The 24,205-nt window shown below is 53.8% G+C and carries 22 protein-coding genes; 19 read left to right on the forward strand and 3 right to left on the reverse strand.

What is annotated here, in order from left to right; all coding sequences use genetic code 11:
* Positions 1–101: 101 nt before the first annotated feature.
* The 18 genes from frr (at position 102) to C1N64_RS06835 (ending at position 21,221) form a co-directional block, all read left to right on the forward strand.
* Positions 102–659 carry a ribosome recycling factor gene (gene frr, locus C1N64_RS06750; RefSeq protein WP_006117761.1) on the forward strand — a complete coding sequence of 186 codons (558 nt, stop codon included), beginning with the start codon at positions 102–104 and terminating at the stop codon, positions 657–659.
* A gap of 110 nt (positions 660–769) precedes the next feature.
* The gene (gene ispC, locus C1N64_RS06755) at positions 770–1,966 is read left to right on the forward strand and encodes a 1-deoxy-D-xylulose-5-phosphate reductoisomerase (RefSeq protein ID WP_394515350.1); all 1,197 of its coding nucleotides are present in this window, start codon (positions 770–772) and stop codon (positions 1,964–1,966) included.
* Positions 1,967–2,143: 177 nt separating this feature from the next.
* Entirely contained in the window at positions 2,144–2,896 is a 753-nt protein-coding gene (ispU, locus tag C1N64_RS06760; RefSeq protein WP_006117763.1) for a (2E,6E)-farnesyl-diphosphate-specific ditrans,polycis-undecaprenyl-diphosphate synthase, read from the forward strand.
* A gap of 18 nt (positions 2,897–2,914) precedes the next feature.
* Complete coding sequence (gene cdsA, locus C1N64_RS06765) at positions 2,915–3,772, forward strand: phosphatidate cytidylyltransferase (protein ID WP_394515351.1); 858 nt, start codon at positions 2,915–2,917, stop codon at positions 3,770–3,772.
* 12 nt (positions 3,773–3,784) lie between these two features.
* Positions 3,785–5,134, forward strand: a complete 1,350-nt coding sequence (gene rseP, locus C1N64_RS06770; protein ID WP_162286036.1) for a sigma E protease regulator RseP — start codon at positions 3,785–3,787, stop codon at positions 5,132–5,134.
* 51 nt (positions 5,135–5,185) lie between these two features.
* The gene (bamA, locus tag C1N64_RS06775) at positions 5,186–7,597 is read left to right on the forward strand and encodes an outer membrane protein assembly factor BamA (protein ID WP_033740313.1); all 2,412 of its coding nucleotides are present in this window, start codon (positions 5,186–5,188) and stop codon (positions 7,595–7,597) included.
* Between the two features lie 51 nt (positions 7,598–7,648).
* Entirely contained in the window at positions 7,649–8,194 is a 546-nt protein-coding gene (locus C1N64_RS06780; RefSeq protein WP_191091151.1) for an OmpH family outer membrane protein, read from the forward strand.
* Between the two features lie 3 nt (positions 8,195–8,197).
* The gene (lpxD, locus tag C1N64_RS06785) at positions 8,198–9,223 is read left to right on the forward strand and encodes a UDP-3-O-(3-hydroxymyristoyl)glucosamine N-acyltransferase (protein WP_033740314.1); all 1,026 of its coding nucleotides are present in this window, start codon (positions 8,198–8,200) and stop codon (positions 9,221–9,223) included.
* A gap of 151 nt (positions 9,224–9,374) precedes the next feature.
* On the forward strand, positions 9,375–9,830 hold the full coding sequence (fabZ, locus tag C1N64_RS06790; protein WP_006117769.1) for a 3-hydroxyacyl-ACP dehydratase FabZ: 456 nt from the start codon (positions 9,375–9,377) through the stop codon (positions 9,828–9,830).
* A 3-nt stretch (positions 9,831–9,833) separates the two neighbouring features.
* Positions 9,834–10,622 (forward strand): acyl-ACP--UDP-N-acetylglucosamine O-acyltransferase, encoded by a 789-nt coding sequence (gene lpxA, locus C1N64_RS06795; protein ID WP_006117770.1) that lies wholly within the window; start codon positions 9,834–9,836, stop codon positions 10,620–10,622.
* Positions 10,623–10,625: 3 nt separating this feature from the next.
* Positions 10,626–11,774, forward strand: coding sequence for a lipid-A-disaccharide synthase (gene lpxB, locus C1N64_RS06800; protein ID WP_367143286.1), 1,149 nt, complete (start codon positions 10,626–10,628; stop codon positions 11,772–11,774).
* Positions 11,767–12,393: a ribonuclease HII gene (gene rnhB / locus C1N64_RS06805; protein ID WP_033740315.1), complete on the forward strand. Its 627-nt coding sequence runs from the start codon at positions 11,767–11,769 to the stop codon at positions 12,391–12,393. The genes lpxB and rnhB overlap by 8 nt, the downstream gene beginning before the upstream one ends.
* Before the next feature lie 28 nt (positions 12,394–12,421).
* Positions 12,422–15,904, forward strand: coding sequence for a DNA polymerase III subunit alpha (gene dnaE, locus C1N64_RS06810; RefSeq protein ID WP_033740316.1), 3,483 nt, complete (start codon positions 12,422–12,424; stop codon positions 15,902–15,904).
* Positions 15,905–15,916: 12 nt separating this feature from the next.
* On the forward strand, positions 15,917–16,873 hold the full coding sequence (gene accA / locus C1N64_RS06815; RefSeq protein WP_033740317.1) for an acetyl-CoA carboxylase carboxyl transferase subunit alpha: 957 nt from the start codon (positions 15,917–15,919) through the stop codon (positions 16,871–16,873).
* A 121-nt stretch (positions 16,874–16,994) separates the two neighbouring features.
* Positions 16,995–19,151, forward strand: coding sequence for a lysine decarboxylase LdcC (locus C1N64_RS06820; protein WP_039338658.1), 2,157 nt, complete (start codon positions 16,995–16,997; stop codon positions 19,149–19,151).
* Positions 19,152–19,171: 20 nt separating this feature from the next.
* Complete coding sequence (locus C1N64_RS06825; protein WP_033740319.1) at positions 19,172–19,561, forward strand: VOC family protein; 390 nt, start codon at positions 19,172–19,174, stop codon at positions 19,559–19,561.
* Between the two features lie 47 nt (positions 19,562–19,608).
* Positions 19,609–20,916, forward strand: a complete 1,308-nt coding sequence (gene tilS / locus C1N64_RS06830; RefSeq protein WP_058702029.1) for a tRNA lysidine(34) synthetase TilS — start codon at positions 19,609–19,611, stop codon at positions 20,914–20,916.
* On the forward strand, positions 20,913–21,221 hold the full coding sequence (locus C1N64_RS06835; RefSeq protein WP_375124370.1) for a c-type cytochrome: 309 nt from the start codon (positions 20,913–20,915) through the stop codon (positions 21,219–21,221). Before tilS ends, C1N64_RS06835 begins: the two co-directional genes overlap by 4 nt.
* A 40-nt stretch (positions 21,222–21,261) precedes the next feature.
* Here the strand turns inward: C1N64_RS06835 and rof are convergent, their stop codons facing one another.
* Complete coding sequence (gene rof / locus C1N64_RS06840; protein ID WP_033740322.1) at positions 21,262–21,522, reverse strand: Rho-binding antiterminator; 261 nt, start codon at positions 21,520–21,522, stop codon at positions 21,262–21,264.
* Positions 21,509–21,709, reverse strand: coding sequence for a YaeP family protein (locus C1N64_RS06845; protein WP_033740323.1), 201 nt, complete (start codon positions 21,707–21,709; stop codon positions 21,509–21,511). Before C1N64_RS06845 ends, rof begins: the two co-directional genes overlap by 14 nt.
* Positions 21,710–21,926: 217 nt before the next feature.
* Between C1N64_RS06845 and arfB the strand changes: the two genes are divergently transcribed.
* A complete protein-coding gene (gene arfB / locus C1N64_RS06850; protein ID WP_006117783.1) occupies positions 21,927–22,337 on the forward strand; it encodes an alternative ribosome rescue aminoacyl-tRNA hydrolase ArfB in 411 nt (136 codons plus the stop codon).
* Positions 22,338–22,428: 91 nt separating this feature from the next.
* On the opposite strand, the gene proS is transcribed toward arfB, so the two are convergent.
* On the reverse strand, positions 22,429–24,147 hold the full coding sequence (proS, locus tag C1N64_RS06855; RefSeq protein WP_033740325.1) for a proline--tRNA ligase: 1,719 nt from the start codon (positions 24,145–24,147) through the stop codon (positions 22,429–22,431).
* Between the last annotated feature and the right edge of the window lie 58 nt (positions 24,148–24,205).

The raw sequence follows: 24,205 nt of genomic DNA on the forward strand, positions 1-24,205 counted from the left end.
CGCGGTATTGCCGCACGCCATTCAGGATTATCGATGCTTATCGATCCCGCTTCCGGTAATGCCGGAACTGGCCAGGTCAAACCGAATCCAAGGGTTTTAACGTGATTAACGACATTAAAAAAGATGCTGATACGCGCATGGATAAATGCGTGGAAGCATTCAAAACCACTATCAGCAAGGTGCGCACAGGTCGTGCTTCACCTTCACTGCTCGACGGCATCATCGTTGAATATTACGGCACGCCGACGCCACTGCGTCAGCTGGCTTCCGTCACTGTTGAAGATTCCCGCACGCTGAAAATCAACGTGTTTGATCGCTCTCTCGGCCCGGCCGTTGAAAAAGCGATTATGGCGTCTGATCTTGGGCTGAATCCCAGCTCTGCCGGTTCGGACATTCGTGTTCCGCTGCCTGCACTGACCGAAGAACGTCGTAAAGACCTGATTAAAATCGTGCGCGGCGAAGCCGAGCAGGGCCGTGTGTCGGTACGTAACGTCCGTCGCGATGCCAACGATAAGATCAAAGCGCTGCTGAAAGATAAAGAGATCAGCGAAGACGACGAACGACGCGCGCAGGATGAAATCCAGAAAATGACCGATGCGCACATCAAGAAAGTCGATGCAGCATTGGCCGAAAAAGAAACGGAGCTGATGGATTTCTAATTCCATCTTCGCCGACGAAAACGCCGTACAGGGAGGCCTTCTGACTGAATGCCATCTCTGGCGGCGTTTTACGTTGTGCCCCACGCTTTTACCGATACAGGGACAGCATTATGAAGCGATTAACTCTGCTGGGTTCGACCGGATCAATCGGCACCAGCACGCTGGCCGTTGTTAAAGCCAATCCGGCGCTTTACCAGGTCACGGCGCTGGTGGCGGGCAAAAATGTAGCCCTGATGGCAGAACAGTGTACACAGTTTCAACCGCGCTACGCCGCCATGGCAGATGAAGACGCTGCCGCCGCGCTACGTGAGCGACTGAGAGCATTGAAGATCAGGACTGAAGTGCTCTCCGGCGTTCAGGCAGCCTGTGAACTGGCCGCACTGGATGAGGTTGACCAGGTGATGGCCGCAATTGTGGGTGCATCGGGGTTATTACCCACGCTGGCCGCCATTCGCGCCGGCAAAACGGTCTTGCTGGCGAACAAAGAATCGCTGGTCACCTGCGGCCGTTTATTTATGGAGGCGGTACGTCAACATAACGCGCAGTTGTTGCCGGTCGATAGCGAGCACAATGCCATTTTTCAGAGTTTGCCCGCTTCCATCCAGCATCAGTTAGGTTACGCTGACCTGCAGAATAACGGCATTGAGTCGATTATTCTTACGGGATCGGGTGGCCCTTTTCGTGACACAAATTTAGCGGATCTGAGCAGTATGTCGCCAGATCAGGCTTGTGCACATCCGAACTGGACAATGGGGCGTAAAATCTCTGTTGATTCGGCCACCATGATGAATAAAGGTCTTGAATACATTGAAGCGCGCTGGCTGTTTAATGCCAGCGCAGCGCAGATGGAAGTGATTTTGCACCCACAATCGGTGATCCACTCCATGGTGCGGTATTGCGATGGCAGCGTGCTGGCCCAGTTAGGTTCGCCTGACATGCGGACACCAATCGCCCACAGTATGGCCTGGCCCGCACGTATTGAGGCTGGGGTCACACCGCTGGACTTTACCCGCATGTCGGCACTGACCTTCTCGGCACCTGATTTTGGTCGTTACCCCTGTCTCAAACTCGCGATTGATGCCTGCGAAGCCGGACAGGCAGCGACCACCACGCTCAATGCGGCCAATGAGATTGCCGTGGCGGCTTTCCTGGATAAGCAGATCCGTTTTACGGATATTGCCGCGTTGAACAGCGCAGTGCTGTCGGCGCATCACTGTCAGGAGCCGGACTCCGTGGATGCGGTCATTGACATTGACCGAAGCGCACGCGCGGCGGCAACAGAAATGTTGTCCCATTTCACGTCGTAATAACGATTACGCTGAGGCTATTTGTTCGCTTCGGGTGAAAATGTTATAGTCGCTGGCTCGCGTTTAACGGTCTGTCACCGAATTCGGTGTGGCCCGGCAGGCAATGTCGGGATTTGTACCGGGCGCAATGTATTCAGAAACCACAGCATTTCTGATGAAAGGAATTGATTACGCGTTATGTCGTCTGAAAATCACAACAACACCGATGACCAACAGGGTACCGGTCCGCGCCACGTCGCTATCATCATGGATGGCAATGGCCGCTGGGCTAAAAACCAGGGAAAACTGCGTATTTCCGGCCATAAAGCGGGCGTGAAATCAGTACGCCGCGCCGTTAGCTTTGCTGTCAATAATAATCTGGAAGCGTTAACGCTTTACGCCTTTAGCAGCGAAAACTGGAGCCGTCCTGCGCAGGAAGTGACAGCCTTAATGGAACTGTTTGTCTGGGCGCTGGATAGCGAAGTGAAGAGCCTGCATAAACACAATGTCCGCTTACGCATTATTGGCGATATCAGTCGATTCAGCCCGCGTATTCAGGAACGTGTCCGTCGGGCCGAGGCGCTGACGGAAAATAACGATCGCCTGACGTTAAACATCGCCGCTAACTACGGCGGACGTTGGGATATCATCGAAGGTGTTAAAAAGTTGGCTGAACAGGTACAGGAAGGCTTGTTACGCCCTGATCAGATAACCGAAGAGAGTCTGACGTCGCAACTGTGTATGAACCAGCTGGCGCCAGTGGATTTAGTGATAAGGACCGGGGGAGAGCATCGGATTAGCAACTTCCTGTTGTGGCAGATTGCCTATGCGGAATTCTATTTTACTGATGTGCTCTGGCCGGATTTTGATGAACACGTTTTTGAAGGTGCACTGAATGCATTCTCTCTGCGGGAGCGACGCTTTGGCGGCGCTGCACCAGGCGGCGCCTGAGCAATCTGGGGGTAACCTTTGCTGAAGTCTCGTCTGATCACCGCGCTGATCCTTATTCCGCTGGTGATCGCTGCATTGTTCTGGTTACCGCCTGTTGGCTTTGCAATTGTTACGATTATCATCTGTATGCTTGCCGCCTGGGAATGGGGGCAACTGTCCGGTATGGCATCGCGTCAGCAACGTATCTGGCTGGCCGTGATCTGTGGCCTTGTGCTGACGCTTATGCTCCTTACCCTTCCCCCTTACGAACATAACGCCTATCTGCCGCAGGTTACAGGCTGGCTGTGGGCTTCGCTGGCCTGGTGGACGGGCGCGCTGCTGTTGGTTCTGTTTTATCCAACCTCTGCGACACTCTGGCGTCATTCCCGGCTTCTCCGCTTGCTGTTCGGTGTCTTAACCATTATTCCTTTCTTCTGGGGCATGATGGCGCTCCGCCAGTATCACTACGAATCTGATCATTTTGCCGGTGCATGGTGGCTGTTGTTTGTCATGTTTCTGGTCTGGGGGGCCGATTCAGGTGCTTATATGTTCGGTAAGCTGTTTGGCAGGCATAAGCTGGCCCCCAAAGTATCACCCGGTAAAACCTGGGAAGGATTTTTGGGCGGACTGGTCTCTTCCGCGCTTATTGCTGTGCTGTTTGCCAGCTTTGCGCCGCTGACCATCCCGACGGGCACGCTGGTCATGTGTGCGCTGATGTCGACGCTCGCATCAGTCCTGGGCGATCTCACGGAAAGCATGTTTAAACGTGAAGCCGGTATCAAAGACAGCGGTAACCTGATCCCGGGACATGGCGGCATCCTCGACCGCATTGACAGCCTGACAGCAGCCGTACCGGTCTTTGCCTGCCTGTTACTGTTGGTGTTTCAGACACTCTAAGGGCAAACGACGATGTTAAGCGTAATCTGGAGTTTTGCCGCATTCATCATTGCACTGGGCATATTAATTACGGTGCATGAATTTGGCCATTTTTGGGTGGCGCGGCGCTGCGGGGTCAGAGTCGAACGTTTTTCAATCGGTTTTGGTAAAGCGTTATGGCAACGCCGTGACCGCCATGGGACCGAATTTGTTCTTGCCCTCATTCCACTTGGCGGTTACGTCAAAATGCTGGATGAGCGGGTCGAAAGCGTCCCTGCGGAACTCCGGCACCAGGCGTTTAACAATAAAGCCATCTGGCAGCGCGCCTCCATTATCGCTGCTGGTCCTGTCGCCAATTTCCTGTTCGCCATCTTTGCCTACTGGGTCGTCTTCATTCATGGCGTGCCGGGTGTGAAACCTGTGGTTGGTGAAATTCTGAACGGTTCGGTAGCGGCGGAAGCGCAAATTACACCCGGAACGGAACTTAAGGCCGTCGACGGTATCGAAACGCCTGACTGGGAAGCTGTGCGCATGGCGCTGGTCGGTAAAATCGGTGACAGCAGCACGACGCTGACAGTGGGTCGCTTTGGCGAACAAGGGACGCAGCAAAAGCACGTTGATTTGCGGAACTGGCAGTTTGAGCCTGATAAGCAGGATCCGGTGGTGGCGCTGGGGATACGTCCTCGCGGTCCACAGATCGAAACGACACTGGCTGAAGTGCAAAAGAATTCACCCGCCAGTGAAGCCGGTTTGCAAGCGGGCGACAGGATCGTTAAAGTCGATGGTCAGTTATTAACGCAATGGCAGCTTTTTGCGACTCAGGTTCGGGATAACCCCGGAAAAAGTATGGCCCTTGAGGTCGATCGCAACGGTGAAGCGGTGAAGTTGACCCTGACGCCGGAAGCGAAACCTGGAAATAAAGCGGAAGGGTTTGCGGGCGTCATTCCGCGAGTTGTTCCTCTGCCAGACGAGTACAAAACGGTAAGACAATATGGCGCGTTCCCGGCCATTGGTGAGGCCAGTGTAAAAACCTGGCAACTGATGAAGCTGACCGTCTCCATGTTGGGCAAGTTAATAACCGGTGATGTGAAGTTGAACAACCTGAGCGGCCCAATCTCGATTGCGCAAGGTGCAGGTTTGTCAGCCGGGTACGGAATGATTTACTACCTGATGTTCCTGGCGTTGATTAGCGTCAACTTAGGAATCATCAATCTGTTCCCGCTGCCGGTTTTAGATGGTGGGCACTTGCTCTTCCTGGCGATCGAAAAGATCAAAGGGGGACCGGTGTCCGATCGAGTTCAAGACTTTAGTTATCGCATCGGCTCAATACTGCTGGTGATGTTAATGGGGCTTGCACTTTTCAATGATTTCTCACGCCTGTAACCGCTGGAACGCGAGCTTGCGTGGGATGTGTTAGGAAAACGCATAATAACGATGGCGATGAAAAAGTTGCTCATAGCGTCGCTGCTGTTTAGCAGCGCCACCGTTTACGGTGCAGACGATTTCGTAGTGAAGGACATTCATTTCGAAGGGCTGCAGCGAGTCGCCGTCGGCGCGGCTCTGCTGAGCATGCCAGTTCGGGTTGGCGATACGGTGAATGACGATGACGTCAGAAATACCATTCGCTCCCTGTTCGCGACTGGCAACTTTGAGGATGTTCAGGTCCTGCGAGATGGTAATACGCTGATTGTTCAGGTTAAAGAACGTCCTACCATCGCCAGCATTACCTTCAGCGGTAACAAAGCGGTTAAGGACGATCAGCTCAAACAGAACCTTGAAGCCTCAGGTGTGCGCGTCGGCGAAGCGCTGGACCGCACCACAATCTCTTCAATCGAGAAGGGACTGGAAGACTTCTACTACAGCGTGGGTAAATATACCGCCAGCGTAAAAGCCGTTGTCACACCGCTGCCGCGTAACCGCGTCGATCTGAAACTGGTCTTTACCGAAGGTGTTTCTGCCAAAATTCAGCAGATCAACATTGTAGGTAATAAAGCCTTCAGTTCAGACGAACTCATTTCTCGTTTCCAGCTGCGTGACGAAGTGCCGTGGTGGAACGTGGTGGCTGACCGTAAATATCAGAAACAGAAACTGGCGGGTGACCTTGAAACCCTGCGCAGCTTCTATCTGGATCGCGGTTATGCCCGTTTCAATATTGATTCGACGCAGGTGAGCCTGACGCCGGATAAAAAAGGCATCTACATCACCGTTAACATCACCGAAGGCGATCAGTACAAGATTGCTGGCGTTATTGTTAACGGCAGCATGGCCGGCCATTCGGCGGAAATCGAACATCTGACCAAAATCCCGGCGGGCGAGCTGTATAACGGCGCAAAAGTCACGTCGATGGAAGATGATATCAAGAAGCTGTTAGGCCGCTACGGTTATGCCTATCCGCGCGTCGTGACGCAGCCTGAAATTAACGATGCCGATAAAACCGTTAAGTTGCATATCAACGTGGATGCGGGCAACCGCTACTACGTGCGTAAAGTGCGCTTTGAAGGTAACGACACCTCGAAAGATGCCGTACTGCGTCGCGAAATGCGCCAGATGGAAGGTGCCTGGCTGGGCAGCGATCTGGTCGATCAGGGTAAAGAGCGCCTGAACCGTACAGGTTACTTCGAAACCGTTGACGTGGATACGCAGCGTGTACCGGGCTCACCGGATCAGGTTGACGTGGTTTACAAAGTTAAAGAGCGTAACACCGGTACCTTTAACTTCGGCGTCGGCTACGGTACGGAAAGTGGCGTCAGCTTCCAGGTCGGCGTGACCCAGGATAACTGGCTGGGTACCGGGAATACCGTCGGTATCAGCGGAACCAAAAACGACTACCAGACCTATGCAGAGTTCTCCCTGACCGATCCTTACTTTACCGTTGATGGTGTGAGTCTGGGCGGCCGGGTGTTCTACAACAACTTTAAGGCCAGCGACGCCGATCTCTCCGGCTATACCAACAGAAGTTACGGTACAGACGGGACATTGGGCTTCCCAATCAATGAGAACAACTCGCTGCGCGTCGGTCTGGGTTATGTGCACAACGACCTGTCGGATATGCGTCCTCAGGTTGCGATGTGGCGCTATCTGGACTCGGTTGGTAAGCCACAGCAGTTAAACCGCAATGGCGATTTCTCGGCTGACGACTTCACCTTTAACTATGGCTGGACGTATAACACGCTGGACCGCGGTTTCTTCGCGACTTCGGGTAACCGTACCAACCTGAACGGTAAGGTGACGATCCCGGGTTCCGATAATGAGTTCTACAAAGTCACCCTGGACAGCCAACAGTATGTGCCGATCAATAAAGATCACACCTGGGTTGTGCTGGGCCGTGGCCGTGTCGGCTATGGTGACGGGCTGGGCGGTAAAGAGATGCCGTTCTATGAGAACTTCTACGCCGGTGGTTCCAGTACCGTGCGTGGCTTCCAGTCCAACACCATCGGTCCGAAAGCGGCCTACCTGAATGATGGCTCGTCGTACTGTAACCTGAGCGATCCTAACGGTATCTGTAAATCGAGTGATGCGGTGGGCGGTAACGCGATGGCGATTGCCAGCCTTGAGCTGATTACGCCCACGCCGTTCCTGAGTGAGAAATATTCGAACTCGGTGCGTACATCGCTGTTTGTCGACGCCGGTACCGTCTGGGATACCAAATGGCAGAACACCGCTGAAACGCGCGCTGCCGGTATTCCTGACTACAGCGATCCAAACAACATTCGCGTCTCGACCGGTGTGTCTTTACAGTGGATGTCACCGCTGGGGCCGTTAGTGTTCTCCTACGCCCAGCCGGTTAAGAAAGTGGACGGAGATAAGTCAGAGCAGTTCCAGTTTAACATTGGTAAAACCTGGTAACGTTCTGTACAGGGATGTGAAAAAAATAGCTTGCAGCTGTGGAGCATTGTTATGCTCCGCACTGCAAACATACATGTTGAGGGTAAGGAGTTTATAGTGAAAAAGTTGTTATGTGCAGTTACTCTGGGTGTTGCATTGGCTGCTTCTGCTGGCGCACAGGCGGCCGATAAAGTCGCAACTGTTGATCTGAGCCAGGTTTTCCAGAAATCACCTCAGCGCGCTGCTATCTCCAAACAGCTTGAGAGTGAGTTCCAGGGCCGCGCCACTGAACTCCGTTCTCAGCACGACAAAATTCAGCAGGAAATGCAGGATCTGCAGCGCAATGCGCCAACCATGAAGGCGAGCGAGCGCAACAAGAAAGAGAAGCAGATCGAATCTGAGCGTAATGCCTTCCAGGCGAAAGCAGACGCGTTTGAGAAAGACAACCAGACCCGTCAGGTTCAGGAACGTAACAAGCTGCTGGAAAAAATCCAGACTGCTGTTCAGTCAGTTGCCAAAAGCGGCGGATATGACCTGGTCCTGAATTCTCAGGCTGTGCTTTATTCTGGTTCTGATGTGAAAGACATCACTGATGAAGTTGCGAAGCAGGTTAAATAATCGATGTCATCAATTCGACTGGCTGATTTAGCCCAGCAGTTGGATGCAGAATTGCACGGAGATGGCGATATCGCCATCTCCGGCATTGCTTCTATGCAATCCGCCACAACTGGTCAAATCACATTTCTTGCCAACAGCCGCTACCGCGAGCAGCTCGCGCTGGTCCAGGCATCAGCCGTGGTGCTGACGGAAGCGGATCTGGAATGGTGTAAAACCGCCGCGCTGGTGGTGAAAAATCCTTATCTCACCTATGCGAGAATGGCGCAGCTGCTCGACACTACGCCACAGCCCGCGCAGGATATTGCGCCAAGTGCTGTGATTGATCCCAGCGCGAGACTCGGTGCCAATGTCTCTGTCGGGGCCAATGCGGTTATTGAATCTGACGTTGAGCTCGGTGATAACGTTGTCATTGGCGCAGGCTGTTTTGTGGGTAAAAAAACCCGTATCGGCAGCGGTACGCGTTTGTGGGCTAACGTCTCGGTTTACCATGAAGTAGTCATTGGTCAGCATTGCCTGATTCAGTCCGGCACCGTCATCGGTTCTGATGGCTTCGGCTACGCGAACGATCGGGGTAACTGGGTGAAAATACCGCAGTTGGGCTCGGTGATTATTGGCGATCGGGTAGAAATTGGTGCCTGTACGACCATTGATCGTGGCGCGCTGGATAACACTCTGATCGGCAATGGTGTTATCATAGATAACCAATGTCAGATTGCCCACAACGTAGTGATTGGCGACAATACTGCGGTTGCTGGCGGTGTGATCATGGCGGGTAGTTTAAAAATTGGTCGTTATTGTATGATTGGCGGTGCCAGCGTCATCAACGGCCATATGGAAATCTGTGACAAAGTAACCGTAACCGGTATGGGCATGGTTATGCGTCCGATAACAGAACCTGGTGTATACTCCTCAGGAATTCCATTACAGCCCAATAAAACCTGGCGCAAAACTGCAGCGTTGGTGATGAATATCGACGACATGAGCAAACGCTTAAAAGCAATCGAGCGCAAAGTCGGCAAAGACGACTAAACGCCATCCCATGACTGACCGGCTTTCATAATAACAGTGTAAGCAGGGAAGCCAGGCGCCACGGAAACTATTTGCGGCCTGCCAACGATCATGATGATCGGTGCAGGCCGTGTTATTGATGTCATCAGATTTTTAGGACAGGAAGAGTATTTTGACTACTGAAACTCATACTCTGCAAATTGAAGAGATTTTAGAGCTGCTGCCGCACCGTTATCCGTTTCTGCTGGTAGACCGCGTGCTGGATTTTGAAGAAAACAAATATCTGCGCGCGGTAAAGAACGTCTCCTTTAACGAACCGTTTTTCCAGGGGCATTTCCCTGGTAAACCGATTTTTCCCGGCGTTCTGATTCTGGAAGCGATGGCGCAGGCCACCGGTATTCTGGCATTCAAAAGCGTGGGTAAACTGGAGCCAGGCGAGCTCTATTATTTTGCAGGCATTGATAATGCCCGTTTCAAGCGTCCGGTCGTACCGGGCGATCAAATGATTATGGAAGTGACTTTCGAGAAAACCCGCCGTGGTCTGACGCGCTTTAACGGCGTAGCGACCGTGGACGGTAAAATCGTTTGTGAAGCGACCATGATGTGTGCCCGTAGCCGGGAGGCATAATTCGTGATTGATCCAACCGCCAACATCCATCCCAGTTCTGTCATTGAAGACGGGGCCATCATCGGCCCTGGCGTTCATATCGGCCCGTTCTGCTTTATCGGGGCGAATGTTGAAATTGGTGAAGGAACCGTACTCAAGTCACACGTTGTGGTGAATGGCCATACACGTATCGGTAAAGACAATCAGATCTATCAGTTCGCCTCCATTGGTGAAGTGAATCAGGATTTAAAATACGCGGGCGAACCTACCCGGGTTGAGATTGGCGATCGTAACCGAATCCGTGAAAGCGTCACCATTCATCGCGGCACGACGCAGGGCACGAATGTCACGGTTGTCGGCAGCGACAACCTGCTGATGGTTAACGTCCACATTGCCCATGACTGTGTGATCGGCAACCGCTGCATCATGGCCAACAACGCCACGCTGGGCGGCCATGTCACGGTGGATGATTTCGCCATCATTGGCGGTATGACCGCTGTGCACCAGTGGTGCACCATTGGCGCGCATGTGATGGTTGGCGGGTGTTCAGGTGTTGCTCAGGATGTGCCGCCCTATGTTATTGCGCAGGGGAATCACGCGACGCCATTCGGAATCAATATTGAAGGCCTGAAACGTCGCGGCTTCAGCAAAGAGTCACTGCATGCGATTCGTAATGCCTATAAGTTGCTTTACCGCAGCGGCAGAACGCTGGATGAGGTTAAGCCAGAAATCGAAGCGATTGCTCAGCAACACAGTGAAGTGCAGCCTTTCTATGACTTTTTTGCCCGTTCAACTCGTGGATTAATTCGCTAATTCATGTCAGCGCGTCCCCTTACGATAGCCGTCGTCGCCGGAGAAACCTCTGGCGACATCCTCGGTGCAGGCCTGATTCGTGCCTTAAAAGCGCGTCATCCTGATGCCCGGTTTGTTGGCGTCGCAGGCCCATTGATGCAGGCCGAAGGCTGTGAAGCCTGGTACGAAATGGAAGAACTGGCGGTGATGGGCATTGTGGAAGTGCTGGGACGATTGCGCCGCTTGCTGGCTATTCGTCGCGATCTGACACAGCGCTTTATCTCGCTGAGACCCGATGTGTTTGTCGGTATTGACGCACCGGATTTCAATATCACGCTGGAAGGTAATCTTAAGCGCGCAGGCATTCGCACGATTCATTACGTCAGTCCCTCTGTCTGGGCCTGGCGGCAAAAACGGGTGTTCAAAATCGGTCGCAACACCGATCTGGTGCTGGCATTTCTGCCGTTTGAAAAAGCCTTTTACGACCGTTTCGGTGTCCCGTGCCGTTTTATCGGCCACACCATGGCGGATGCTATGCCGCTACAGCCCGACAAAGCCGCCGCCCGTCGCCATCTGGGCATTGACGACAATGCCCAGTGTCTGGCGTTATTGCCCGGCAGTCGCGGTGCCGAAGTTGACATGCTGAGTGCTGACTTTCTTAAAACGGCGCAGATACTGCGTAAGCGCTATCCGGCGCTGGAAATTGTGGTACCGCTGGTTAACCCGAAGCGCCGCGAGCAGTTTGAGCAAATCAAAGCGCAGGTTGCGCCGGAGCTGCCCGTGCATCTGCTGGACGGGCAGGGCCGTGAAGCGATGGTGGCCAGTGATGCTGCGCTGCTGGCGTCCGGCACCGCGGCGCTTGAATGCATGCTGGCGAAATGCCCCATGGTCGTGGGCTACCGCATGAAGCCGTTTACCTTCTGGCTGGCAAAACGCCTGGTCAAAACTGACTACGTTTCGTTGCCTAACCTGCTGGCCGGACGAGACCTGGTCAAAGAACTGCTGCAGGATGAGTGCCAACCTGAAGCGCTGGCTGCGGCGCTGGATCCGCTGTTACATGCCAGTCATGAACGCGAAACGTTATTGCAGACCTTCCACGAACTGCACCAGCAGATTCGCTGGAATGCGGACGAACAAGCCGCAAATGCGGTACTGGAGCTCGCCAATGGCTGATTTTATCTATCCCAACGCCCGACTGATTGCCGGTGTGGATGAAGTGGGGCGCGGCCCGCTGGTTGGTGCGGTGGTGACTGCGGCGGTAATTCTCGATCCGGCGAAACCCATTCCGGGCCTGGCCGATTCGAAAAAGCTCTCAGAGAAACGTCGCCTGGCGCTGTTTGATCAGATTAAAGAGCATGCGCTGGCCTGGAGTCTGGGCCGTGCCGAACCGGAAGAGATCGACAGCCTGAATATTCTGCATGCCACGATGCTGGCGATGCAGCGCGCGGTGGCCGGCCTGGCGATCACGCCTGATTATGTGCTGATTGACGGCAATCGCTGTCCGGCCTTGCCTGTGCCATCACTGGCCGTAGTAAAAGGCGACAGCCTGGTTGCTGAAATCAGTGCGGCCTCGATCATCGCCAAAGTCACGCGCGATCGTGAAATGGCAGAGCTGGATTTGTTGTTTCCGCAGTATGGTTTTGCGCAACATAAAGGTTATCCTACGGCGTTACATATGGAAAAGTTAACGCAGTATGGCGCAACACCACATCACCGCCGCAGCTTTGCGCCGGTGCGTAATGCGCTCATCGATGCCGAAGTGCTGGCGAGCAGCGCCTCCACGCTGCGCTAATCCGCCCCTGTTTTAACCGGAAACTGATATGGCCGAACCCCGTTTTATACATCTGCATGTTCACAGCGACTATTCCATGATCGACGGCCTGGCGAAAACCGGCCCGCTGATTAAGAAAGCGGCTGCGTTAGGCATGCCAGCCATGGCGATTACCGACTTCACCAACCTGTGTGGTCTGGTGAAATTCTACGGTGGTGCGCATGGGGCGGGGATCAAACCGATTATTGGGGCGGATTTTAACGTTGCCAGTGAGCTGATGGGGGATGAACTGACCCAGATTACGGTGCTGGCGGCCAACAACACCGGCTATCAAAACCTCACGTTACTCATTTCCCGCGCGTATCAACGCGGTTACGGTGTGGCCGGTCCGATAATCGATCGTGACTGGCTGGCTGAATTACAGGAAGGCCTGATCCTGTTGTCAGGTGGCCGTCGTGGAGATGTGGGGCGCAGTCTGCTGCGCGGTAACAGCGCACTGGTTTCAGAGTGCCTGGCATTTTATCAGCAACATTTTGCCGATCGCTATTACCTGGAACTGGTACGTACCGGACGACCCGATGAAGAAACCTATCTGCACGCCGCCGTTGAGCTGGCGATTGCCGAAGGCATCCCGGTTGTGGCCACGAACGAGGTCTGCTTCCTGAATGAAGAGGACTTTGATGCGCATGAAATTCGCGTCGCCATTCATGATGGTTATACGCTGGACGATCCTAAACGGCCCCGTAATTACAGTCCTCAGCAATATATGCGCAGCGAAGACGAGATGTGCGAGTTGTTCGCAGACATCCCTGAAGCGCTCGAAAACAGCGTAGAGATTGCTAAGCGTTGTAACGTCACCGTCAGACTGGGTGAGTACTTTCTGCCGCAGTTCCCGACGGGCGACATGACCACCGAGGATTTCCTGGTAATGAAATCCCGTGAGGGGCTGGAAGAACGTCTGGCGATGCTGTTCCCGGATGAAGCCGTGCGGGCGGAAAAACGGCCGGAATACGATGAACGTCTGGACGTTGAACTGAACGTAATCAACCAGATGGGATTCCCCGGCTACTTCCTGATCGTAATGGAGTTTATCCAGTGGTCGAAAGATAACGGCGTACCGGTAGGGCCGGGACGCGGTTCGGGGGCCGGTTCGCTGGTGGCCTATGCGCTCAAAATTACCGATCTTGATCCCCTTGAGTTCGACCTGCTGTTCGAACGTTTTCTTAACCCTGAACGCGTTTCCATGCCCGATTTCGACGTCGATTTCTGTATGGAAAAACGTGACCAAGTGATTGAACACGTGGCCGATATGTACGGCCGCGAAGCGGTATCCCAGATTATTACCTTCGGTACGATGGCGGCCAAGGCGGTCATTCGTGACGTGGGCCGCGTGCTGGGCCATCCCTATGGTTTTGTCGATCGTATTTCAAAACTGGTGCCGCCCGATCCGGGCATGACGCTGGACAAAGCCTTTGCCGCGGAACCGCAGCTGCCTGAAATTTATGAGGCGGATGAAGAGGTTAAAGCGCTTATCGATATGGCGCGGAAGCTGGAAGGGGTAACCCGAAACGCCGGTAAACATGCGGGTGGCGTGGTGATCGCGCCAACCAAGATCACCGATTTTGCACCGCTGTATTGTGATGAAAACGGTCAGTATCCGGTAACCCAGTTCGATAAAAATGATGTGGAATATGCGGGCCTTGTGAAGTTTGACTTCCTGGGGTTGCGAACGCTCACCATCATTGACTGGGCGCTGAAAATGATTAACCCGCGCCGCGAAAAGCAGGGCTTACCGCCGATCGATATCGCAACCATTCCGCTTGAAGACAAAAAGAGCTTCGACATGCTGCAGCGCGCGGAAACCACCGCGGTTTTCCAGCTTGAATCGCGCGGCATGAAAGATCTGATTAAGCGCCTGAAGCCTGACTGTTTTGAAGATATGATCGCGCTTGTGGCCCTGTTCCGTCCGGGGCCCTTACAGTCGGGCATGGTTGATAACTTCATTGACCGTAAGCACGGTCGGGAAGCCATCTCTTACCCGGATATTCAGTGGCAACACGAAAGCCTGAAGCCGGTACTGGAGCCGACCTACGGCATTATCCTCTACCAGGAACAGGTCATGCAGATTGCCCAGGTCCTGTCCGGCTATACGCTGGGCGGGGCGGACATGCTGCGTCGCGCCATGGGTAAGAAGAAGCCTGAAGAGATGGCCAAACAGCGCTCTGTTTTTAAAGAGGGCGCGGAAAAGATGGGCATCGATGGCGAACTGTCGATGAAAATCTTCGATCTGGTAGAGAAATTCGCGGGTTATGGCTTTAACAAGTCGCACTCCGCCGCTTACGCGCTGGTGTCTTATCAGACCTTATGGCTGAAAGCGCACTATCCAGCGGAATTCATGGCGGCTGTGATGACGGCGGATATGGACAACACAGAAAAAGTGGTGGGTCTGGTAGATGAATGCTGGCGCATGGGGCTGAAAGTCCTGCCGCCGGACATTAACTCGGGTCTGTATCAGTTCCACGTTAATGATGAGGGCGAGATCGTTTACGGTATCGGCGCCATCAAAGGTGTGGGGGAAGGGCCGATCGAAGCGATCATCGATGCGCGTAACGAAGGCGGTTACTTCCGCGAACTGTTCGATCTCTGCGCGCGAACGGATACCAAAAAGATCAATCGCCGCGTGATGGAAAAGTTGATCATGTCCGGCGCCTTTGATCGTCTGGGCCCACATCGTGCCGCCCTGATGAGCGCACTGAACGATGCGCTGAAAGCGGCAGATCAGCATGCTAAAGCGGAAGCAATCGGTCAGGCCGACATGTTTGGCGTGCTGGCCGATGAGCCTGAGCAGGTCGAACAGTCTTACGCCAGCGTCACGCCATGGCCGGAACAGGTGCAACTGGACGGTGAACGGGAAACCCTGGGTTTGTATCTGACCGGCCACCCGATTAACCAGTATCTGAAAGAAATTGAGCGTTACGTGGGTGGGATGCGTTTGAAAGATATGCATCCGACCGATCGTGGTAAGATTACCGTCGCGGCAGGCCTGGTGATTGCTGCGCGTGTAATGGTGACCAAACGCGGCAACCGAATTGGTATTTGTACACTGGACGACCGCTCTGGCCGTCTTGAAGTCATGTTATTTACCGATGCGTTAGATAAATACCAGCAACTGCTGGAGAAAGACCGTATCCTGATCGTCAGCGGACAGGTCAGCTTTGATGACTTTAGTGGTGGCCTTAAAATGACCGCCCGTGAAGTCATGGACATAGATGAAGCGCGTGAAAAATACGCGCGCGGACTTGCTATCTCGCTGACAGACAGGCAAATTGATGACCAGCTATTAAACCGACTCCGTCAGTCCCTTGAGCCTCATCGTTCAGGGACAATTCCGGTGCATCTCTACTATCAGAGAGCCGACGCGCGAGCGAAGCTACGCTTTGGTGCAGCGTGGCGAATATCGCCCAGCGATCGTTTACTCAACGATTTGCGGTCGTTAATTGGATCGGAGCAGGTAGAACTGGAGTTTGACTAAAACAGGAACATTATGAGTCTTAATTACCTGGATTTTGAACAGCCAATCGCAGAACTGGAAGCAAAAATTGATTCGCTTACCTCGATTGGTCGTCAGGACGATAAACACGTCAATCTCGACGAAGAAGTTAAGCGTCTGCGCGAGAAAAGCGTTGAGCTGACACGTAAAATCTTCGCCGATTTGGGCGCATGGCAAATCGCCCAACTGGCGCGACATCCATTACGTCCTTATACCTTTGATTATGTGCGCAATGCGTTTGACGATTTCGATGAGCTTGCGGGTGACCGCGCTTATGCGGATGACAAAGCGATTGTCGGCGGGATTGCCCGCCTCGACGGCCGTCCTGTGATGATCATCGGTCACCAGAAAGGGCGCGAAACCAAAGAGAAGATTCGCCGTAATTTTGGTATGCCGGCACCGGAAGGCTATCGCAAAGCGTTGCGCCTGATGGAAATGGCCGAACGCTTTAAAATGCCTATCATCACCTTTATCGACACGCCGGGTGCGTATCCGGGCGTGGGCGCGGAAGAGCGCGGTCAGTCTGAAGCTATCGCACGCAACCTGCGCGAAATGTCAGGCCTGAAAGTACCGGTCATCTGTACTGTTATCGGTGAGGGCGGTTCGGGTGGCGCACTGGCTATCGGCGTGGGCGACAAAGTGAACATGCTGCAGTACAGCACCTATTCGGTCATTTCACCGGAAGGCTGTGCCTCTATTCTGTGGAAAAGCGCCGATAAAGCGCCGCTGGCCGCAGAAGCGATGGGCATTACCGCGCCGCGTCTGAAAGAGCTTAAGCTGATTGATTCGGTCATCCCTGAGCCACTGGGCGGCGCGCATCGCCATCCGGTCGAAATGGCGCAGACGCTAAAACAGCAACTGCTGGCCGATCTGGCTGACCTGGAAGGGTTAAGCACCGAAGAATTATTAGATCGCCGTTATCAGCGTCTGATGAGTTATGGCTACGCCTGATTCAGTGCTGTGACGTAAAAGCGGACTCCGGTCCGCTTTTTTTATGCCACGAATCTGACTGCGGTTTCGTGGCGTAATTCGCTATGCTTACTCAATGCCTCAACAATCAGGGAGATGTGCATTGAATATTCTGGCGATCATGGGCGCGCATGGCGTGTTTTACAAAGATGAACCGTTACGCGAGTTGGATGTAGCACTGAGTCAGCAAGGTTTTCAGCTCATACGGCCTAAAAACACAGATGATCTTCTCAAACTGATTGAACACAATCCCCGTATCAGCGGTGTGATTTTTGACTGGGATGAGCACAACAGCCCTGAGCTGTGCGGTGAAATTAATCAGCTCAATGAATACCTGCCCCTGTATGCCTTTATTAATACCCACTCGCAAATGGATATCAGCATCAATGAGATGCGGCTACCGCTGCATTTTTTTGAGTACGCGCTGAATGCGGCCGACGATATCGCCTTGCACATCCGCCAGTACACGGATGATTACCTCGACCACATTACACCACCGTTAACCAAAGCGTTGTTCACCTATGTGAAAGAGGGAAAGTACACGTTCTGCACTCCGGGCCATATGGCCGGGACGGCCTTCCAGAAAAGCCCGGTGGGCTGTTTGTTCTATGACTTCTTTGGCGCGAATACGCTTAAGTCGGATATTTCGATTTCGGTGACTGAGCTGGGCTCGCTGCTGGATCATACCGGACCACATCTTGAGGCCGAAGAGTACATCGCCCGCACGTTCGGTGCGGAACAGAGCTATATGGTGACTAACGGCACCTCGACTTCGAACAAGATCGTGGGCATGTATGCCGCGCCGGCAGGCAGCACGATTCTGGTTGACCGCAACTGCCACAAGTCGCTTACCCACTTGCTGATGATGAGCGATCTGATTCCTGTCTGGCTAAAACCCACACGCAATGCCTTAGGCATTCTGGGCGGCATTCCGCAAAAAGAATTTACCCGTACCAGCATTGAACAGAAAGTGGCTGCCACGCCGCGCGCCAGCTGGCCCGTTCATGCAGTAATTACTAACTCGACCTACGACGGTTTGCTTTATAACACGCAGTACATCAAGCAAACGCTCGACGTCCCCTCGATTCACTTTGATTCGGCCTGGGTGCCTTACACCAATTTTCACCCTATCTATGAGGGGAAAAGCGGCATGAGCGGTGAGCGGATACCGGGCAAGGTGATTTATGAAACTCAGTCCACGCATAAACTGCTGGCTGCCTTTTCGCAGGCCTCATTAATTCACATCAAAGGCGAGTACGACGAACAAACCTTTAATGAAGCCTACATGATGCACACCACCACATCGCCCAATTACGCGATTGTTTCCTCTATTGAAACAGCCGCCGCCATGCTGCGGGGGAATCCGGGGAAAAGGCTCATCAATCGGTCAGTCGAGCGCGCGTTACATTTTCGTCGTGAAATACAGCGGTTGCGCGAAGAGTCGGACAGCTGGTTCTTTGATATCTGGCAACCAGAGCATGTGGATGAAGCGCAGTGCTGGCCGATCCAGCCGGGAGACGAAGCGTGGCATGGATTCACCCAGGCCGATCGCGATCATATGTATCTCGATCCGATCAAAGTCACCATCCTTACACCGGGCATGAGCGAGTTAGGAGAAATGGCCGAAGAGGGGATCCCCGCTGCGCTGGTGGCGAAATTCCTTGATGAGCGTGGGATTGTGGTGGAAAAGACCGGTCCGTATAACCTGTTGTTCTTGTTCAGTATTGGCATCGACAAGACCAAGGCGATGAGCGTGCTGCGTGGATTAACCGAATTTAAGCGCGCCTACGACCTGAATCTGCGCGTAAAAAACATGCTGCCGGATCTGTATGCGGAAGATCCCGACTTTTACCGCACGATGCGCATCCAGACGCTGGCGCAGGGGATTCATCGCCTGATTCAGCAACATGACCTGCCGCGTCTGATGCTGAAAGCCTTTGATGTCTTACCTGAGATGAAAATGACGCCGCATCAGGCGTTCCAGCAGCAGGTGAAAGGCAATATTGAGACCGTAAACATAAATGAGCTGGTGGGCCGTATCTCTGCCAACATGATATTGCCTTATCCTCCCGGTGTACCGCTGGTGATGCCTGGCGAAATGATCACAGAACAAAGCCGCGCCGTGCTCGACTTCCTGCTCATGCTGTGTAGCATTGGGCGCCACTATCCTGGCTTTGAGACAGATATTCACGGCGCGACGCTAACCGATGAAGGTGAATATCGGGTACGTGTGCTGAAACAGAGCGGGGAACAGGAATGAAGGACCAACAGGGAGCAAACATGCTACAGCTAACGCACATTCACCATATCGCCATCATTGCGTCAGATTATCATCGCAGTAAAGCCTTTTACTGCGACATACTGGGATTTGAACTGCAAAGTGAGCACTACCGCGAAGCGCGCGATTCATGGAAAGGCGATCTGGCGTTAAACGGTCAGTACACCATTGAGCTGTTTTCCTTTCCACACCCGCCCGCCCGGGTCAGTCAGCCGGAAGCCTGTGGCCTTCGCCATCTGGCTTTCAGCGTGCCGGACGTGGAAGCCGCGGTGCGCTATCTGGACACGCAGGGCGTGACATGCGAACCCATTCGCATTGACGCGCTTACCGGGAAACCCTGTACCTTTTTTGCTGACCCGGATGGTTTGCCGCTTGAATTGTATCAGGCGTAAACTGGCGGCTTTATGGCTCGTCCCACTGCCTGAGTTATGGAATTATCATGTCTGATTTTGACGCACTGCTGAATGAAAACGACGCGCTGGTAGTGGCGTTTAGCGGTGGCCTGGATTCTACCGTCCTGCTGCATAAGCTGCGGGACTGGCAACAGCACCATCCGGCCTCGCGGTTGCGTGCGCTGCATGTCCATCATGGCCTCAGTGCTAATGCCGACCACTGGGCGGCGCATTGCCAGACCCTGTGCGCAACATGGCAGATCCCCTGCGAGATCCTGCGCGTGCAGGTAACCGATCAGGGCGATGGCATTGAAGCGGCGGCGCGGCAGGCGCGTTATCGGGCATTGCACCAGGCGCTCCATGCGGATGAGAAACTCCTTACCGCACAGCACCTGGACGACCAGTGTGAAACCGTCCTGCTGGCCCTGAAACGCGGCAGTGGCCCGGCCGGTCTGGCGGCCATGCCGGTGGCGGGCTCTCTGGGTAAAAACCCTCTGGTTCGCCCGCTGTTAAGCTGTTCCCGGCAGTCATTAGAGCTGTATGCCCAAACGCATCAGTTGCAATGGGTTGAAGATGAGAGCAATCAGGATGTGCGTTACGACCGCAATTTTCTTCGTCAGCAACTCTTACCGGCCGTCGTGGCACGCTGGCCCCATTTCGCCAGTGCGACGGCGCGCAGTGCGGCACTCTGTGCTGAGCAGGAGCAACTGCTGGATGAGTTGCTGGCGGAACAACTCGCTGCGCTGATTCAGCCGGACGGTAGCCTGTGTTTCTCCGCGTTACTGACCATGAGTGAAGTGCGCAGTAATGCTTTGCTGCGTCGCTGGCTGGCCGGACAGGGCGCGCAAATGCCCTCGCGCGATGCGTTGCGCCGCATTCGTCAGGAAGTGATGCTGAGTCGTGAAGATGCCCAGCCACGGCTACGGTTAGGCCACAGCGAAATTCGCCGTTATCGCCAGCGGCTTTATATTTTGCCGATCAGAGACTCGTTACGCGACTGCGAAATCGCCTGGAAGAATCTCAACCAGACATTGCCCCTGCCGCAGCATATCGGCACGCTGCAGCCCGATTATACAATGCCTTCACTACGACGACCGACGCCGGAGGAACAGGTATTTGTGCGTTTTCACGCGACAGGGTACGTGCATATTGTGGATCGCGCGGGCGGGCGCGAGATGAAGAAAATCTGGCAGGCGTTGAATATCCCGTCATGGCAGCGGGAACGTATTCCGCTCATTTATTATAATCAAACGCTTATTTGTGCGCCCGGCCTGTTCGTGACCCGTGAAGGCGCAGCAGGGGAGGCACAGGGCTGGCAGATTCACTGGCACAAACCTACAGGAGTATCGTTGTGAGGCAATGGATAGTGGCATTAACGTTTTTTACGTTGTTTCCGGCTTGTGCTGCAGGCGATATTCACGCGGGCGAACAGCGTTCGGCGGCCTGTACGGCGTGCCATGGTCCGAAAGGCATTGCGACGGTTCCCCTTTATCCCAGCCTGGCGGGCCAAAACGCCGCTTATCTCGCGCACGCGCTACAGGCCTATAAGAAGGGAGAGCGCAACGGTGGTCAGGCAGAGGTGATGAAAGCGTTTGTTGCGGGGCTCAGCGATGAGGAGATAACAGATTTAGCGGCGTACTACAGTTCGGTAAAGCCCTGATGAGATGGGCGGGAATGCATCCCGCCCGACGGGAAGTGAATTACTCTTCGCTGACCACGACGGTGCCGAGTTCAGGATGGCTAAAACTGGCAATATGATCGAGACGTAACTCGCGCGTTTCACCGGACAGTTCAATGGCCAGATACTCCACGTTTTTACGTGAAAGGATGTCCCTGGCCTTTGCCTTTAGCTGCTCGCCATCTTTTAACGCCAGCGACAGCATCCAGTTTTTTTGGCAGGCGAGTTCCAGATTATCGTAGTCATCGCAATTGATGGGTTTATAAGCTTCATTCATCAACATAGTCGCTCACCAATAAGTTTGCGGCGGCATAAGCCGCCTGTTCCCTGAGAGAAGAGTTTAGCGCAGCATTCGCGGCAATAGCATCAAGCGCGTTAAGCGCGCAGCCGATGGCATCGGGAATATAGCCCAGATCTCCGCTGCCAATTTCGGCATATTTTTGGCGAACTAACTCACAATATTTTTGCACGGGCACCTCCTCAGCAGAGCATAAATACTCTGGTTGATTTGCGACTATATCACAGGCATTTCAAGAAAATCAGCCAGGCGAAAGCAGGAACAGCGAGCAAATCACTGCTAAAGTAGCGGACTACGCCGTATCAGACGTTTCAGGATAAAGCACGAAAGGTTAAGTTGATGAACAGGTCAGAGCGAAAAAACGGGAACCGGACAAAGGCGGGTGGACGATGATTGCGCTGTCACGGAATGTCGAGCTGCCAGACAATGAAATTGAACTGACGGCCATTCGGGCGCAGGGGGCAGGGGGCCAGCACGTCAACAAAACCAGCACCGCTATTCATCTGCGTTTTGATATCGCCGCGTCTTCCCTGCCGCCGTTTTATAAAGAGCGGTTGCTCAGTGCCAGCCATCATTTAATTACCGGCGACGGGACGATTATCATCAAGGCGCAGGAATACCGCAGCCAGGAGATGAACCGCGAAGCGGCGCTGCAACGGCTGGTGAATTTGATTCAGGAGCTCACGAAGGTAGAGAAAGTCCGGCGCTCAACACGACCGACACGCGCGTCGAAAGCGCGCAGGCTGGAAGGGAAATCACGGCGCAGCCAGACCAAAGCATTGCGCGGTAAAGTGCTGTAAGACGTGGCCAGAGAATTACCTGTGGTCGTCAGGAGAACAGAGTCGACCATGCGTTAAAAAAAACGCCCCATGAAGGGGCGTTATGGCAGGCTTACTTGTTCAGTGCCTTGAGCAGGAAATCGACAATCTCATCCTGCTTAATCATCTGCTTTTCACCGGCACGACGGGCTTTGTATTCGATCTCCTGGTTATCAAGATTGCGATCGCCAATCACGATGGTATGCGGGACGCCAATCAGTTCCATATCGGCGAACATAACGCCTGGACGTTCTTTACGGTCATCCAGAATCACCTCGACGCCTTTCGCGCGCAGCGTGTTGTACAGTTCTTCCGCTAACTCTTTTACGCGGAATGATTTCTGCATGTTCATTGGCAGAATCGCTACGTCGAACGGGGCCAGTGCCGCAGGCCAGATGATACCGCGATCGTCATGGTTCTGCTCGATCGCCGCCGCCACTACACGGGTAATACCGATGCCGTAGCACCCCATCGTCATGACCTGATTACGACCATCTTCACCCTGAACGGCCGCTTTCATCGCTTCGGAGTATTTGGTGCCCAACTGGAAAATATGGCCTACTTCGATACCACGTTTGATCTGCAATGTGCCTTTGCCGTCCGGGCTCAGATCGCCTTCTACCACATTACGGATATCAGCAACCTCGGCCATGGGCAGATCGCGTTCCCAGTTAATGCCAACGTAGTGCTTACCGTCCACATTTGCACCGGCGCAGAAATCACTCATCTTCGCCACGGTACGGTCTGCGATAATCGGCATCGTCAACCCGACCGGCCCCAGCGAACCAAAGCCAGCACCCACCACGGCACGAATCTCTTCTTCGGTCGCGAAAACCAGCGGTGACGCAACCAGCGGCGATTTTTCAGCCTTAATTTCGTTCAGTTCGTGATCGCCGCGGACCAGGAAGGCAACCAGAGCATGACCGCTTCCCTCTGCACCCTTGACCATCAGCGTCTTCACGGTTTTCTCAATCGGCATCTGGAACTGATTCACCAGATCGGCGATGGTTTTGGCATTCGGTGTATCGATCTGACGCATTGTTTCCTGAGGCGCAGGGCGTTCGCCCGCCGGTGCCACGGCTTCGGCCAGTTCAATGTTCGCCGCATAGTCAGAGTCGGTTGAGAAGATCACATCATCTTCGCCGCTCTGTGCCAGTACCTGGAACTCATGTGAGGCACTGCCACCAATCGAGCCGGTGTCCGCCTGCACGGCACGGAAATCCAGACCCATACGGCTGAAGATCTGACTATAAGCGCGGTACATCGCGTCATAGGTTTCCTGCAGTGATTCCTGCGTGGTATGGAAGGAGTAGGCATCTTTCATGATGAACTCGCGCGAACGCATCACGCCAAAACGTGGGCGCACTTCATCACGGAATTTGGTCTGAATTTGATACAGATTCAGCGGCAGCTGTTTATAAGAGCTCAGCTCATTACGAATCAGATCGGTAATCACTTCTTCATGCGTTGGGCCGAGCACAAACGGACGTTCATGACGATCGGCAACACGCAGTAATTCTGGACCGTACTGCTCCCAGCGGCCGCTCTCCTGCCACAGGTCTGCGGGTTGGACCACAGGCATTGAAATCTCAATGGCACCGGCGTTGTTCATTTCTTCGCGAACGATGTTTTCGACTTTTTTTAATACGCGCAGTCCGGTTGGCAGCCAGGTATATAACCCTGAGGCCAGTTTACGGATCATGCCAGCACGCAGCATCAGCTGGTGGCTGATCACTTCCGCGTCAGACGGTGTCTCTTTCTGAGTAGAGAGCAGATATTGAGTAGTACGCATTGATTACAATTCCAGTTGATCGGAAATTCACGGACAAAAATAGGCTGGCGGCTAGTGT

The sequence above is a fragment of the Pantoea sp. SGAir0215 genome (genome assembly GCF_043543215.1).